The organism is Virgibacillus salarius (assembly GCF_039521925.1).
Lineage (GTDB): Bacteria > Bacillota > Bacilli > Bacillales > Amphibacillaceae > Virgibacillus > Virgibacillus salarius.
The window spans coordinates 67,838-82,850 of the sequence record NZ_BAAACY010000098.1 but is presented as its reverse complement, the minus strand read 5'-3'; the positions used below and the strand labels follow the sequence as shown (position 1 = coordinate 82,850).

13 protein-coding genes are annotated in these 15,013 nt (G+C 35.8%); 6 read left to right on the top strand and 7 right to left on the bottom strand.

The genetic code is table 11. From position 1 onward, the window contains the following. Positions 1-285: 285 nt before the first annotated feature. The 6 genes from ABDZ84_RS12915 to sspI all read right to left on the bottom strand — a co-directional run bounded on the left by ABDZ84_RS12915 (position 286) and on the right by sspI (position 6,299). Positions 286-903, bottom strand: coding sequence for a lytic transglycosylase domain-containing protein (locus ABDZ84_RS12915; protein ID WP_026681404.1), 618 nt, complete (start codon positions 901-903; stop codon positions 286-288). Between the two features lie 64 nt (positions 904-967). Then, entirely contained in the window at positions 968-1,639 is a 672-nt protein-coding gene (locus ABDZ84_RS12910) for an ABC transporter ATP-binding protein (protein ID WP_026681403.1), read from the bottom strand. Beyond that, complete coding sequence (locus ABDZ84_RS12905) at positions 1,623-2,765, bottom strand: ABC transporter permease (protein ID WP_026681402.1); 1,143 nt, start codon at positions 2,763-2,765, stop codon at positions 1,623-1,625. Before ABDZ84_RS12905 ends, ABDZ84_RS12910 begins: the two co-directional genes overlap by 17 nt. After that, positions 2,762-3,985, bottom strand: a complete 1,224-nt coding sequence (locus ABDZ84_RS12900) for an ABC transporter permease (RefSeq protein ID WP_026681401.1) — start codon at positions 3,983-3,985, stop codon at positions 2,762-2,764. Before ABDZ84_RS12900 ends, ABDZ84_RS12905 begins: the two co-directional genes overlap by 4 nt. Before the next feature lie 37 nt (positions 3,986-4,022). Then, positions 4,023-5,588 carry a DUF6583 family protein gene (locus ABDZ84_RS12895; protein ID WP_026681400.1) on the bottom strand — a complete coding sequence of 522 codons (1,566 nt, stop codon included), beginning with the start codon at positions 5,586-5,588 and terminating at the stop codon, positions 4,023-4,025. 489 nt (positions 5,589-6,077) lie between these two features. Further along, positions 6,078-6,299, bottom strand: coding sequence for a small acid-soluble spore protein SspI (sspI, locus tag ABDZ84_RS12890; protein ID WP_026681399.1), 222 nt, complete (start codon positions 6,297-6,299; stop codon positions 6,078-6,080). A gap of 128 nt (positions 6,300-6,427) precedes the next feature. Between sspI and ABDZ84_RS12885 the strand changes: the two genes are divergently transcribed. The 3 genes from ABDZ84_RS12885 to pheT all read left to right on the top strand — a co-directional run bounded on the left by ABDZ84_RS12885 (position 6,428) and on the right by pheT (position 11,015). Further along, complete coding sequence (locus ABDZ84_RS12885) at positions 6,428-7,165, top strand: TrmH family RNA methyltransferase (protein ID WP_026681398.1); 738 nt, start codon at positions 6,428-6,430, stop codon at positions 7,163-7,165. Positions 7,166-7,538: 373 nt separating this feature from the next. Then, a complete protein-coding gene (pheS, locus tag ABDZ84_RS12880) occupies positions 7,539-8,573 on the top strand; it encodes a phenylalanine--tRNA ligase subunit alpha (protein ID WP_026681397.1) in 1,035 nt (344 codons plus the stop codon). A gap of 15 nt (positions 8,574-8,588) precedes the next feature. Continuing rightward, positions 8,589-11,015: a phenylalanine--tRNA ligase subunit beta gene (pheT, locus tag ABDZ84_RS12875; RefSeq protein WP_026681396.1), complete on the top strand. Its 2,427-nt coding sequence runs from the start codon at positions 8,589-8,591 to the stop codon at positions 11,013-11,015. A gap of 199 nt (positions 11,016-11,214) precedes the next feature. On the opposite strand, the gene rnhC is transcribed toward pheT, so the two are convergent. Further along, a complete protein-coding gene (gene rnhC, locus ABDZ84_RS12870) occupies positions 11,215-12,150 on the bottom strand; it encodes a ribonuclease HIII (protein ID WP_026681395.1) in 936 nt (311 codons plus the stop codon). A 180-nt stretch (positions 12,151-12,330) separates the two neighbouring features. On the opposite strand from rnhC, the gene zapA reads away from it, so the two are divergent. The 3 genes from zapA (at position 12,331) to polX (ending at position 14,983) form a co-directional block, all read left to right on the top strand. Next, entirely contained in the window at positions 12,331-12,594 is a 264-nt protein-coding gene (gene zapA, locus ABDZ84_RS12865; protein WP_026681394.1) for a cell division protein ZapA, read from the top strand. 3 nt (positions 12,595-12,597) lie between these two features. Further along, positions 12,598-13,152 (top strand): CvpA family protein, encoded by a 555-nt coding sequence (locus ABDZ84_RS12860; RefSeq protein ID WP_026681393.1) that lies wholly within the window; start codon positions 12,598-12,600, stop codon positions 13,150-13,152. A gap of 112 nt (positions 13,153-13,264) precedes the next feature. Continuing rightward, entirely contained in the window at positions 13,265-14,983 is a 1,719-nt protein-coding gene (gene polX, locus ABDZ84_RS12855) for a DNA polymerase/3'-5' exonuclease PolX (RefSeq protein ID WP_026681392.1), read from the top strand. Positions 14,984-15,013 lie beyond the last annotated feature (30 nt).

The window sequence follows — 15,013 nt, the reverse complement described above, 5'->3', positions numbered from 1 at the left end:
TTTTGATGTCTTAAACATTGCGTATAAAGTACATTTCCGTGCCGCGTAAGTAAAAGTGTAAAAAAGAAAAACAAGTACCCATAAAAGAATACGGATTAAACTGGAAAAATATGTTTATATTTTCATTGCACCGTACTTCTTTTTTCTTAGCTTGACGGCTATGGGCCGTGCCCGCGGAAAGCGCGTATAGTTTCACGGTGCGGCGGTGATACTCCGATTGATAACATGATTATTCGTATTTTGAGTAAAGAAGTTGTGTTTTGTTCCAGCCTCTTTTTTCAAAATTTAAGCAAGATACGTACCCATTACTTTATTCACATAGTTACGTGTTTCAGTAAAAGGTGGAATACCTTGGTATTTATCAACATTTCCTGGTCCAGCATTGTATGCTGCCAGAGCTAATTCCACATTACCGTTATACCGACCAAGCATTTGACTTAAATACTTTGCACCACCATTAATGTTTTGTTCGGCATCAAATGGATTCGTTACCCCTAACCCCTTAGCTGTAGTAGGCATCAACTGCATCAGTCCTTGTGCACCTGCACTACTACGTGCGCTAGGATTAAAGTTTGATTCGTTTTTAATGACTGAATATATTAGTTTCTTATCTAGATTATATGTACCAGCTGCCTTTTCAATCAAATGGTCGATGGATGTATTGGTAGGAATGAGAGACGTATTTGTTGTAACAGCGCTGGTGGCTGTATTTTTATTAGTATTGGACTTTTGTCGCAGGTCTGTACCTGCTTGTAATTGAGAAACTTGATCTAATTGATTTTGCAGCATTTGCTTGAATGCAAGGTCTATCATTGGAGAATGATTAGAAATTGCATTTGAATTTGATGTTAGAATAGACATCGCTTGATATTGCATCATCTGTTGCAGCTCTCTAATCTCCATGGGCATACCCCTTTCTTTTCTACTACTAGTTTACTATATTTACCAAGATAAGCAATAAAAATTTCTAGAAAACAAGGACTTTTTTTCCGGCATTCTGTAACAAATTTTTGTAGAAAGAGTCTTGCCCAATACAGATTATACGTGTACATAAGCTTTTTATTTCATCCATATCATGGGATATATATATGATTGTTTTCTCATCTGTTTTAGCTTGTTTTTCCATGTAACTCCCAATTTCCTTTTTTGATTTGAGATCAATTCCTACTGTTGGTTCATCGAGAAGAATAATAGTAGGGTCATGAATGAGACTAATAGCCATATTTAATTTTCTTTTCATTCCACCTGAGAGTGTGTGAGCAGGTTCATTCCATTGATCTAATTTCATTTCTAAGCAAAGCTGCCGTAGTTCCTCTTCGGTTTTTTTTACCCAGGACAGCTTTTCGAAAAATAACATGTTTTCTCTGACAGTAAATTCATCCCAGATCGCTATTTCCTGAGGTACATAGCCTATTTGTTTACGTATTTTCTTCCAATCTGAATCATATGATAAGTCGTTTAATGTTAACGTACCTGCGCTTGGCGTTTGTAATGTAGCGAGGATACTCAATAGTGTGGATTTTCCAGCACCATTTTCACCAACCAAACCAATGATTTCACCTTTCTCTACTGAAAAGGTAAGATCTTTAAATATCTGCTTTTTATTATAGTATTTTGTTAAATTATCGATATGAAGCATAGGATTTCTCCTTTCGGATATACCAAATCATAATAAGTAGTAAAAAGGCATATAGCCAAAAGTTATTTAGTTCGTTGTTGAGAAATGGTGCTAGCGGATTTAACCATTTCATTATTGGGAATTGGTTAACGATTCCATCTGCAGGAATAATTGCGCCACTTATAATGGCTGTTAATAATGTAATAATAAAGGCTATTCCATAATAAGTAGTACGATTTCTCATATTAGCTGCTAATAAGAAAGTACCGGTGACAAGCATTAACCGAAAGGACATCATTGATCCAAGTTTGCTTAGGCTAATTGGCTGATCTAGTAAAAAGTGAAATACAAGTAAAGTAATGATATCACTTATAAAAAACAAACCACCGTATAGCAGAGTGTTCCACAAACAATAGGACGTAAATGAAAAACGGATAAATGGAAAACGGGTTTGCATGGATTGCCGTTTTTCTTTAATGACCCAATCAAATAGAAATAACGTTGACAATAAAGCGAAAATAGCCCATAACCCCCACTTATTCCAGGATGGGAGGGAGTTGTTTGTTTGCTCCTCATTGTCATTTTCAAATGTGAATGTCGTTCGGAGCAAATTTTGATCACGTTCAATATCCTTACTCTTTTCACTTATTTCCTCCATTGTCCATGTGTTTTCTAGCTCATATTGTTTACTTAGTTGCTGTACAGTAAACGCCGTTTTCATTCTACTAGTTTCTTCTTGAACATAGGAAGCAACCATTTCTGAAACAGGTGTATAGGCAAATGATAAATCAGATTGATAACTTTTCACTAATCCATTTCTACTGCCTTTTTTTATTTGGTCTTGATAGCCTTCTCTAATAATAAAAACACTATCTAGTTCATGCTTTTCTAATTGACGTAATGCCTGCTCTTCTTCCAGTATATCTAAACGTATAAGCGGAGATTGATCTAGTTTATCAGCAAGATTTAATGCTAACTCAGTTTTTTCTTCTAAAACTATCCCAACTGGAATTTGACTGTCTTTCTGTAGACCATTCATTAACTGAGTGAAGCCTATAATAGCTATAATCGGGAGTAGTAACCAAAACAATAACGGTATGATTTGGTGTTTCCAATGGAGGAGTCGGCTGTGTAATATAGCTCTCATTTGAATATCCGCTCCTTCACATTTGAGATACCTAGTAATATAAATAAACTAGTAAGAACCATTCCTCCTAAGGGAATAAAGTCAGAGTAAGAACGACCATTAAGGATAATTTCTTGTAGCCAATAGAATGTTTCCGAAGAAAAAATATAGGCTAAGAGTTCCTGTAACCTAAAAGGTAAATATATAACAGGTATGATAGCTCCGCTTAATAAAAGGAAAATACCTGTATAAAGAGAATACACAAGCAATTGGAGTCGCTGTGATGGCACCATAACCTCTAATATAGCTATCCCTAACAGAAAAGCAAAGCAATATAAACCAGTAATACTGCCAATTCTAATTGCATCTGATAGTACAATTTCCCAGTTCATGAAGGACTGTATAATAAAAAAGAGCATCATAGCAAGTATAAAGGTAAGGAAGAGCGTTATAAATATTTTTGCGATGATTTGCTGCAATTCATGAACACCATATAGCTTCATTCGTTGCTTTAAAGTATTCGTGTCTTTTTTGTATAAAAAGTTATAAATGATAAGTAACCATAAGGTGATAATTACAAACCATCCAGCCATCGCATAATAAGATACTGGATTAGCCGTTGCTTGATTCGTTATTTCGTTTTTATCAATAATCCGTGTTCTGCCGATTGTGTAAAAAACAAACTCCTTAAACTGTTCAAAGATGAAATCATTTCTTTTTTCATCATCCATGCCTAATTCTTTTGCATAATGATTAATCGTAAGGACATTTGCCTGAGAAGCACGAATATGTCTAGTTACACTCTCCACGAATTCTTTTATCATTTGACTTTGTGCAGGTTGATGTGGATTGCCAATAATAGGTAGTTCCACTGAATGTCCTTGGTAAAGATCATTAGTAAAATCGTTAGGGAAAACAATATATGTACTTAATAGGTTATTTTGAATTTTTTTCTTAGCTACTTGCTCTTCCATGGTATTTAGTTGAATATAGGAACTTAATTGTGATGTATCGTCTAATAGGTCAGCAATCATTTTGGTTTCTTTTGATCGATCCAAATCAACTAAACCAACCCTAATCGGGTTTGCTTCATCAGGAGTAAAAAAGGTGATAATGATCCAAAGAATTAGTCCAACGATTATAAAAGGAAGAAGCAAAAGAAGAGGAAGTGATAGCCACTTCCTCTGGAGTTGTATAACATTGTTTTTTGAAAATAATAAAACTATACGTATGAAATGCATGGTGGCACTTCCATTTCTTTTCTAAATTTCTAAACTTCTAGAATCCTGTACCGCCGCCTTCGGATAACATTCCGAATAACCATTGCTGGAATTTAGGCGTCACTTCCATTTCGAAGTATTGTCTTAACTCATCTGCTTTCATTTTGCCTAGATCTTTCACGTTATCACCTTCTGGGATATCAACGCTATCAACTGTTTTACCACTTACTTTCGCGTTTAAGGTAAACATGTCTTGATTAACCGCAGGGCTTTCTACAGAAAAATTATGCTCTGAATTCATTGTGTCTTTCTTGTATGTGGAAGAACCGTTCCAAATTAAACTTCCACCGCCACTAGTAGGTTCTTCAAGTGTAAATGTTCGTTCAAAATCTCGTTTATTGTCTTTTAATGTTTCAGTGCCTTCGTATTTGAGTTTCGTATCTTCAATTGTTAGAGTAATAGAATCTGATGCTTTGTTATCCTTCCAAGCTAAATCTCCAGCGATATTCAGTTTTCCTTCTCCTAGAGAATCTTTATATGCTAAATCATAATTAAAGCTTTGTTTTTCGTCCTTTAGCAGTTGTGTACCTTTTACTGTAAATGTTACAAGTTCATCCTTGTTCGGCCCCATTTTGATACTTACATCTCGTTGAGCGATAACATCATCATGAATCCAAATGGTTGAATTTAAACCATCAGGAATTTGGAAATCCTTAAGCCCGTTTTTGGCTTCAGAAATACCTGATTCAAAATCAGAAATCATCTGTTCAAATTCGCTATCGACAGCAGTTCCACCGAGTTGTTGAAACGCCATTTGTTCACGAAGTAATTCTTTTACCTTTTCATCTTTTTCGAGCTTGTCAAGAACTTTGTTTAAAATATTCTTTACCTTTTCTTCTGTAATATGCATCGTGACTTTTTCCGTATCTAATGATTCATTGTGTACTTTAATAGATTCTTTTTTACTTTCAAATGCATCATCAGGAATTTCATCATAAATCATCTCTGCGTATTCTTTTTTAAAGTATTCTAAATCTTCTTCTGTCAACGTACCTTCAAACATAGATTCTAAATCGATTGATTCTTCACCGGTAAATGTTGCTGGATCCAATTCATGAAGTAGGGTACCAAAATCATCACCGTTTAATGAAATAAGTTCTTCAATGAACGGAAGACCTAGCATGAGTTTATCCGCTGTCATGTAGAAATCTACGCCATCAATCTTCATGCCACCAATATCTGCATTTACTTTTGCTGACATTTCTTTATTTTTCATATCTGTAGCACTTGTTATAGATATTGTTGAATTATTAATTAGCTGGGCGGGATCCATTTGACCATAACCAACACTTCCACTTGGAAGGTTGTACTCAGCTGATAAATCAACAGTAGATTCTGTTGGATTTTCCTTTGATTGTTCGACCCATTTTAGCTCTGGCTCATAACGTTCTTCGATTTTTTCACTCAATTTTTCAATTGAGTTCTTCTCTGCTAAGAAATATTGCTCCTTCCCTGATAGATTTGTTACTACGAAGGCTGCAATACTTCCTCCAACAACTAGCAATACTGCAACAACAATTGCTATTATTTTTGGCATTTTACTTTTTTGTTGTGCTTCACCCATAAAATATTTCCCCTCTCTGTATCATACTCCATAATTATATGTATTATTAAACAATCAAAAGGATAACTATGGAAGTATCTGCATTGTTTATATCACTTAATAAAAATGTAGTCAAATTGTTCCATCCCTACATTTTAAAGCCTACGTAAATCAAGTATGAATTTATCTTGAAACCAAAATAAATTTTAGGTAAAAAGACCTAATTGAATGCGCTTCCTTATTAAAAAACAACGCGAATCTTGCTCTTAAATTCACTTGTTAATTTTTGTGTAGGTAATAATAACTATTTTTTATTTTTTTAAAACGATCTTTATGTATGAATTATTGTGATTTTATTTAAACAATAGTGAGAATAAAATATGCTTATATCTGAGCATATAACAACTGATTTTGGCGGGGGTATCAAAAGCAGTAATCATTAAGAAGACGGAATTATGGACGGAAAAAGAGGGGAAGAATTTAGGCTCTTCTCCTCTTTACTGTTTCTCATTAATTATTTGCTACTTCTTTAACACCTTGTTCTAGCGCTTCAATCATTTCCTGCTTATCCTGTTCATCGGAGTGTTTCCAAATTAGTTCAAAAAGTACCCCTAAACCAGGGAGCATTTTTTCTTCTCCATTTTGAATCGCATCTACGATAGTTGCTTCTAATTGCTCCTGATCATTGGAGGAAATATTTGACAATATTGCTTTTCTTAAATTTAAATCCATTGTTTCACCTCTTTATTGTTGTATATTAAAATGCTGAGTTAATAAACTTGTTGTAGTGCCTAGTTTGACCTATATCCATAGAAATATGTATGATATGATAGAACAATTAAAAGTGAGGAATGATGAACATGTTAACTTCTGTTAAGAATGGTAAGGTAAAAGCATGGAAAAAGCTACATAGACGAAAAGAACGAAAAAATGAAGGTGTATTCTTAATAGAAGGTTTTCACTTAGTAGAAGAGGCCTGGAATAGTGAATGGGAAGTTATTGAAGTTATCATTCAAGAAGGTATTGCTACGCCAGATTGGTGTGAAGCAGTTTTAGTAACTGAAGTAAGTGAAACTGTATTTTCCTATATTTCACAAACAAATTCACCTCAAGGAATTGCGGCCGTAGTCAAAATCAAAAACGTAACAGATGTTTTTGATTATCCTGTACTTTTAATTGACTCACTTCAAGACCCAGGCAACTTAGGAACGATTATCCGTACTGCTGATGCAGCGGGTTTTTCAGGAATTATTCTTGGTGATGATACGGTGGATGTGTTTAACGATAAAGTAATTCGTGCTACACAAGGGTCATTATTTCATATACCAATTATACAAGCTAATTTGTTAGAGCAAGTGGAGCAGTTACAGCAGGATGGTGCCGAGGTATGGGCAACTGCCTTACAGGATGCTGAAGTTTATTCGAAGGTAAAGCCTAAAGAAAAACTTGCATTGATCGTAGGGAATGAGGGAAACGGGGTTAAGCAAGAACTTAGAGAAAATGCGGACAAAATTGTAACAATTCCTATCTATGGTAAGGCTGAGTCGTTAAATGTAAGCATAGCTACAGGAATTTTAATGTACTACATAAAGGTATAGTCTTGCACACTTTATGTAATTTCTCTATAATATAAATACAATAATATGAAAAGCGTTGAAGGAGCCAGATTTCTATTGCAATATACGATATAAGGGAGAAATGCCAATAGACTGAAAGCATTTTATCGTATAAATAGTTATCTATTCACTCTGGAGCAGATACTTGGACCTTGTAAAGCAAGTAAAGGTATTCCGGGAATATCCGTTATCATGATTGAGTTGAGCACATTCTGAAAATGCTTGTGTTAACTAGGGTGGTACCGCGAAATAAAGCCTCGTCCCTTGTTGGGATGGGGTTTTTTATATGGTCATTCCATGGTGGTAAATACGGTTGCTAATCAAGGTTTAATTATAAAGGAGGCAGGAATAGAAAATGAAAGATCAATTGGCATCAATTGAAAGAGAAGCACTTAATAAGATTGCAGACGCAGAAAGTATGAAAGAGCTACAAGAGATTAAAGTCGCCTATTTGGGTAAAAAAGGTTCCTTAACCAGTGTACTTCGTGGGATGGGAAAGTTATCAAAGGAAGAACGTCCGGTTATTGGCGAATTTGCCAACCGTGTACGGGAAAACATCACAACTTCCTTAGATGAAAAAACAGAAAGTCTAGAGCAAATGGCATTGGAGAAGCAATTAGAAAAGGAAACGATTGATGTTACACTCCCTGGCCGCCCAATCAAAGTTGGAGGACCACATTTACTCACGAAAATAATTGAGGAGATCGAAGATTTATTCATTGGAATGGGATTTGAGGTACGTGAGGGACCTGAAGTCGAAACTGATTTTTATAATTTTGAATCCTTAAATTTACCGAAGAATCATCCTGCTAGAGATATGCAAGATACCTTTTTCATTTCAAAAGAACTGCTAATGCGTACGCAAACGTCACCTGTTCAAGCACGTACAATGCGAGCGTATGGAGGCGATAAGCCTGTGAAGATGATATCACCAGGGAAGGTATACCGACGTGATACAGATGATGCCACGCATTCCCATCAATTCACACAAATTGAAGGATTATATATTGATAAGAACGTACGAATGAGTGACCTAAAAGGTACGTTAGATACATTTGCAAAAAAAATATACGGAAAGGATCGTGAAATTCGATTACGACCAAGCTTTTTCCCGTTTACAGAGCCGTCTGTAGAAATGGATATCTCTTGTAAGGTTTGTGACGGGAAAGGCTGTTCAGTTTGTAAAGGGTCAGGCTGGATTGAAATTTTAGGTGCTGGTATGGTTCATCCTAACGTCCTTTCCATGGCGGGGTACGATCCTGATGTTTATAGTGGATTTGCATTTGGCATGGGGCCGGAAAGAATAGCCATGCTTAAATATGGTGTTAATGATATACGACAGTTCTATACAAACGACATTCGATTTTTAAAACAGTATCATAAAGCATAGGGAGGAAGTGAAATCATGCTAGTTTCATTAAATTGGCTAAAAAATTATGTAGACATCGGAACCATCAGTCCGGAGGCATTGGCAGAAAAAATTACAAAATCAGGCATCGAAGTTGATGGCATAGAGTATGTAGCAGATAAAACTGAAAATGTAGTCGTTGGATACGTGCAATCATGTGAGAAGCATCCAAATGCTGATAAATTGAACCTATGTCAGGTGGATGTTGGAGATGAAATATTACAAATTATTTGCGGAGCTCCAAATGTAGAACAAGGACAAAAGGTCGCTGTTGCCAAACCTGGTGCTGTGTTGCCTGGTAATTTTAAAATTAAAAAAGTGAAATTACGAGGAATTGAATCTAACGGTATGATTTGTTCCTTGCAAGAGCTTGGTATTGCTGAAAAGTATATTCCAAAAGATAGCGCAGACGGAATTTATGTATTCCCTGAAGCAGTTACGGTTGGTGAATCAGTTGAACCGTTACTAAATTTAAACGATGCGGTATTGGAGTTTGATTTGACACCTAATCGTGCGGATTGCTTATCAATGCTAGGTGTGGCTTATGAGGTTGCGGCGATCCTAAATCAATCAGTAGAGCTGCCCGCTCCACAACTACAAACTGCAACGGAAAAAGCCAAAGATTATATTACTGTAAATGTGGAGGCTAAACAGTGGAATCCATATTATGGTGTATTCGTTGTTAAAGATGTAAAGGTCAAGCCTTCTCCGCTATGGATGAGTAATTATCTCATGGCTGCTGGAATACGCCCGATCAACAATGTTGTTGATATAACAAATTATGTACTATTGGAGTACGGTCAGCCATTACATGCGTATGACAATGATAAGCTACAGTCGGGTAATATTGTAGTTCGTCGTGCAAAAGATAATGAAACTATCGTTACATTAGACGGAGAAGAAAGAACCTTATCTGAGGAGCATGTAGTCATTACAAATGGAAAAGAACCAATCGCACTGGCAGGAGTCATGGGTGGGTTGGATACAGAAGTTACCGATGCAACGGAAAATGTATTACTTGAAGTTGCGTATTTTGATAGTTCTGTAGTCCGAAATGCTGTAAAAGCTACAGGGCTTCGAAGTGAATCTAGTACACGTTTCGAAAAGGGAATTGATCCTAATCGAGTCAGGGAAGCTGGTTTAAGAGCTTGTGAATTATTAGAGAAATATGCAGATGCGACTATTTTAACAGGTGTCGTTGAATTTGACGAGTTGGATCGTAATGAAAAGCAGGTAGACATGGATACGTTTGAAATAAATAAACGATTAGGAACGAACCTACAGGCAACAGAAATTGTTCAGATTCTACAACGTCTACAGTTTGATTTTGAACAGCAGGATAGTCAATTTAAGGTTTATGCACCTACTAGAAGAGGTGACATCTCCATATTTGAGGATATGTTAGAAGAAGTCGCTCGTATTTATGGCTATGATAATTTACCATATACATTACCAGCAGGTGCATCGCAAGCAGGTGCCTTATCGAATAGACAGCTGTTAATTCGAAATGTGAAGCATTTACTTGAGGGAATTGGTTTAATGGAAAGCCGCACATACACATTAACTAGTGAAGCAGCAGTGGATAAATGGATAAGTCCTGAAGTGAGAGAAAAACAATATATCCCGATTGAATTAAAATTACCAATGAGTGAAGATCATAAATATTTGCGTTTAAGCTTGCTGCCAGAGCTACTACGAGTTATTTCCTATAATCAGGCAAGAAATCAGATGGATTTAGCCTATTATGAGATGGGCAGTACGTTTCTAACAAAAGAAAAAGAATTAACAGAACAGCCAGATGAGCGTTTACGTTTATCGGGTGCGCTAACTGGAAAATGGGTAGACCATCCATGGCAACAAGAAGGTAAAGAAGTTGACTTTTATGTTGTGAAAGGAATTTTAGAACGGTTATTTGATTATTTACGAATTACTGTTTCATATGAGCAAATAAAGCTACCAGAAATGCACCCTGGAAGAACTGCTGTATTAAAAACAAAAGATAAGATAATTGGCTTCATTGGTCAAGTGCATCCAAGCTTGCAAAGAAAATGGGATATAAAGGATACTTATGTATTCGATATTAATATGGAGGAAGTATTTGCTTCTTATAACCATGTTCATTCCTATGATCCGATTCCTAAATATCCTTCAATAGCTAGAGATATTGCGTTTGTATTAGACGAGCATGTTTTAGCGGGGGATGTCAAGCAGACAATTGAAGAAATTGGAGCGCCTCTTGTGAAGCGTGTAGATGTTTTTGATGTGTATCAAGGTGAGCATATGGAAGAAGGGAAGAAATCAGTTGCATTCAGCTTGCTATATCAACATTCTGAAAAAACATTGACAGATGAGGAAATTCAAGTTTCTTATGATAAAATTATTGAAGCAGTGAAGCAAAGCTTTAATGCGTATATTCGCTCATAATAAAAAAAATAGGATGGTATATAACGTAAACGCCTATCTTTACAGATGAGAAATAACAGGAAAGAAATAGTATCGGAGGAGGAATACGTAGCTACAGCACCGTAACAATCGTTTAAAACTAACGAAAGCCGAACGGATTGGAATGACCGTTTGGCTTTCGCTTTAACAACATACGTTTAATCAAACCCCGTTTTTATACTTATAGATAGTTTCTAGCCTTCTTTGTATTAGCGAAATGTGTTTTCGCTAATTTATGTAGGATAGATTCACCGTTAGCATTTATTATTTTAGCTATTGTTTGATCAACTTTTTTAGAAGCTCCTTTTGGCAATTCAATGCCAACCTGTTCAGAGAGTGAATCCATCTCTTTTAAGAAGCTTGCTCTAGCAATGATGGAGCCAGCTGCTACAGGTGTTGAATAACTTTCAGCTTTCGTTAAAAAGTACGTGTTCGAAATTAACGATAAATTTTCTGAACGGATATGCCTTTGATATATCGCCGGTTCACAAAATTGATCAATGACAATTCCCTCTAGTGATACATTCCCAATTTTTTTTACTAAATTACCGATAACATGTTGATGAAGCATGGCTTTCATTTTTCCTTGTGACCAGCCCTTTTTTTGTAATTGATTATATTTTTCATTATGTAGTATTAATAACGAGTATGGAATTTGTAATTTCATAATTGTGGATGCTAATTGGCGAATTTTGGCATCGGTTAAAGTCTTGGAGTCTGTAACGCCAATATCTTGTAATTGTTGAATTTGCTGTTTATTTAAATAAACACCGGCAACTGTTATTGGACCAAAATAATCGCCAGTACCTGCTTCGTCAGTTCCGATATGATTCTTGGCAAATAGGGTTGGATCAGGTGCAAAGCCATGTGCTGATGGTTGTCTTTTATGATTTACGCTTTTATAGGATGTTACTGCTTCTGTAACCCATTTTTGCGATGCTTTATCTGGAGCAGCTCCTTGGAACATAACTTTTCCGGATTTATAGGCTGTAATAACTGCCTCAGGAGTCTTTGCTCTAAACACTGCTCCCTGCGGTGGAGTGGTTAAGAACTTGGCGTAATGTTTTTTCATCTGGTTAATAGTGTCCTGTGATAGCTTGTAAACCGTCTGAGGCATATAAATCTCTCCAATCTTTTATCTATATAGACTATAGCAAATAAATGTCTGTGAAGAAATAGCTAGCTTTACATATATTCCTTCATACTACGCCTCATTCGTAGTCGATAGTTTCCTAAACTGCATACTTCATGTTAAGATAAGATGAACAATTTTTCTTAGTCGGGGGAGGGTAAAAACGTGGCCCAAGATGAAAAAACACGTACAACAGTGGAGATACATAATAAAACATATACTATAATTGGTAATGAACCAAAGAATCACGTCCAATTAGTAGCGAGCTTAGTCGATCAGAAAATGAAGGAAATCCAAGAATCAAATAGACAACTCGATACGACAAGGTTAGCTGTGCTAACAGCAGTAAATACGATGAATGATTATTTAAAATTAAAAGCAGATTATGCTTCCCTTATAGGTTCAATAAAAAAGAAAGAGGATAAATAACTAATGATTGATTTATTACTATTACTATTATTAATTTTCGGCCTTCTAATCGGGCTGAAAAGGGGATTTATATTACAACTTTTTCATTTAATTAGTTTTATAGCGGCATTTGTTATAGCCGCATTCTATTATGATGAATTGGGGCCAAAGTTATCACTTTGGATTCCTTATCCTGACCTTGGAGAAGGAGGAGAATGGGCAGCCTTTCTTCAAGCTCTTCCATTAGAAAAAGGATTTTATAATGCAATAGCATTTGTAATTATCTTTATTGCTGTTAAGATTATCCTGCAAATTATTGCATCCATGTTAGATTTTGTTGCTTCATTGCCAATCTTACATTCCGTAAATAAACTTTTGGGTGGAATTCTTGGGTTTGTTGAAATCTATTTATTACTTTTTATTTTAATTTATATCGCGGCTTTAGTGCCTGTTGTCCAAGTTCAGACTTGGATTAATGACTCATCTATAGCATTATTTATGATTGAACATACACCGTATTTTTCAGAGAAGGTAAAAGAATTATGGTTTACGCAAATGGCTGAAATGCTTCAAAAATGATCGATAGTAGAAAAGACTGGTTCATTTCAACAGGTATATATTGTATGTAATTTACAATAATGTTGTAGAGGATCAGTCTTTTTAAGATAAGAAATGAAATAGGTGATATAGCATGACAATAAATAAAAAAGATGTAATTAAATTAATGGAAAAAATCGCTACTTATATGGAGCTGAAAGGCGAAAACCCATTTAAAATAAGTGCATATCGTAAGGCTGCGCAAGCTTTGGAAAGAGATGATCGTTCGTTAGCAGCTATCGATGATTTCACAAAAATTAAAGGAATTGGTAAAGGTACAGGTTCTGTTATAGAGGAATATATACAAAGTGGCCATTCGGCTACATTACAGGATCTCGAAGAAGAGATACCGGCAGGATTAATTCCTTTACTGCAATTACCAGGGCTTGGTGGTAAAAAGCTAGCTAAGCTGTATCAGGAATTAGCTGTTACAGATGCTAATTCTTTAAAGCAGACAGTTGAAAGTGGTCAAGTTGAACAGTTAGCGGGATTTGGTAAGAAATCTGCGGAAAAAATACTAATTGCTCTTGAGGAGTCTGGAAAACGCCCAGAACGCTTACCTATTGCATTTATGTTACCAATTGCGGAAAAGATCGAAGCTTATCTAGCTCGAATAGCTGACATAGATAGATATTCTAGAGCCGGGAGCCTACGAAGAATGAGAACGACGGTTAAAGATCTAGATTTTATTGTGGCAACCGATGCGCCGGAAAAGGTGAGAGATGCTTTATTGGAAATGGATGCCATTAAAGATACTATCGCTAAAGGAGATACAAAAGTATCTGTCGTTTTAGAAGATGTGTATGATGTCAATGTTGACTTTCGTATCGTAAAAAAGGAAGAATTTGCATCTACCTTACATCATTTTACTGGCTCTAAAGATCATAATGTAGCGATGCGTCAGCTTGCGAAATCCCGTGGAGAAAAGATTAATGAATATGGCATTGAAATAGAAGATACCGGTAAGACGTTAACTTTTAATACAGAAGAGGAATTTTTTAATCACTTTGGTTTAACCTATATCCCACCAGAAATCAGAGAAAATACTGGTGAAACAGAAGCATTTACAAGCGAATATCCATTGCTTACATTAGATGATATCAATGGTGATCTTCATATGCATACAACTTGGAGTGATGGAGCGCAATCATTGGATGAAATGGTTAATCAAGCAAGGAAAAAAGGATATTCCTTTATAGCTATAACGGATCATTCCAAATATCTGAAGGTTGCAAATGGTTTAGACGAGCATCGCTTAAGAGAACAGCGAGAGGAAATAGCTAAGCTGAATGAAAAATATGATGATATACATATCTTTTCTGGAGTAGAAATGGATATCTTACCTGATGGTCATCTTGATTTTACAAATGATTTTTTACATGAAATGGATTATGTCATAGGCGCTATTCATTCGAGCTTCAATCAAACGGAAGAAAAAATAATGTACCGACTTGAAAAAGCTCTCGAAAATCCATATGTATCACTAATTGCTCATCCGACAGGAAGACTCATCGGCAAACGTAAGGGATACAATGTGAATGTAGAAAGACTGATTCGTAAAGCAAAAGAAACGAATACAGCATTAGAGATTAATGCAAATCCTAACCGTCTAGATCTTTCGGATGAATGGGCACGCAAAGCGCAGGAGGAAGGCGTAACGTTGGCGATCAATACCGATGCACATAACTATCAAATGCTAGAGCATATGAAGTATGGTGTCGGGGTTGCTAGAAAAGGCTGGATCCAAAAAGAAACAGTAATGAATACATGGTCCAAGGAAGATCTTATAGCGTTTTTTAATCGCAATAAATAGAATTTAACCTATGGAGTAGAGTATTTTAAA

What these genes read in the sequence shown, in the direction of transcription:
- ABDZ84_RS12915 (WP_026681404.1), bottom strand. Translation starts at nt 903, where the DNA reads ATGGAGATTAGAGAGCTGCAACAGATGATGCAATATCAAGCGATGTCT.
- ABDZ84_RS12910 (WP_026681403.1), bottom strand. Translation starts at nt 1,639, where the DNA reads ATGCTTCATATCGATAATTTAACAAAATACTATAATAAAAAGCAGATA.
- ABDZ84_RS12905 (WP_026681402.1), bottom strand. Translation starts at nt 2,765, where the DNA reads ATGAGAGCTATATTACACAGCCGACTCCTCCATTGGAAACACCAAATC.
- ABDZ84_RS12900 (WP_026681401.1), bottom strand. Translation starts at nt 3,985, where the DNA reads ATGCATTTCATACGTATAGTTTTATTATTTTCAAAAAACAATGTTATA.
- ABDZ84_RS12895 (WP_026681400.1), bottom strand. Translation starts at nt 5,588, where the DNA reads ATGGGTGAAGCACAACAAAAAAGTAAAATGCCAAAAATAATAGCAATT.
- sspI (WP_026681399.1), bottom strand. Translation starts at nt 6,299, where the DNA reads ATGGATTTAAATTTAAGAAAAGCAATATTGTCAAATATTTCCTCCAAT.
- ABDZ84_RS12885 (WP_026681398.1), top strand. Translation starts at nt 6,428, where the DNA reads ATGTTAACTTCTGTTAAGAATGGTAAGGTAAAAGCATGGAAAAAGCTA.
- pheS (WP_026681397.1), top strand. Translation starts at nt 7,539, where the DNA reads ATGAAAGATCAATTGGCATCAATTGAAAGAGAAGCACTTAATAAGATT.
- pheT (WP_026681396.1), top strand. Translation starts at nt 8,589, where the DNA reads ATGCTAGTTTCATTAAATTGGCTAAAAAATTATGTAGACATCGGAACC.
- rnhC (WP_026681395.1), bottom strand. Translation starts at nt 12,150, where the DNA reads ATGCCTCAGACGGTTTACAAGCTATCACAGGACACTATTAACCAGATG.
- ABDZ84_RS12860 (WP_026681393.1), top strand. Translation starts at nt 12,598, where the DNA reads ATGATTGATTTATTACTATTACTATTATTAATTTTCGGCCTTCTAATC.
- polX (WP_026681392.1), top strand. Translation starts at nt 13,265, where the DNA reads ATGACAATAAATAAAAAAGATGTAATTAAATTAATGGAAAAAATCGCT.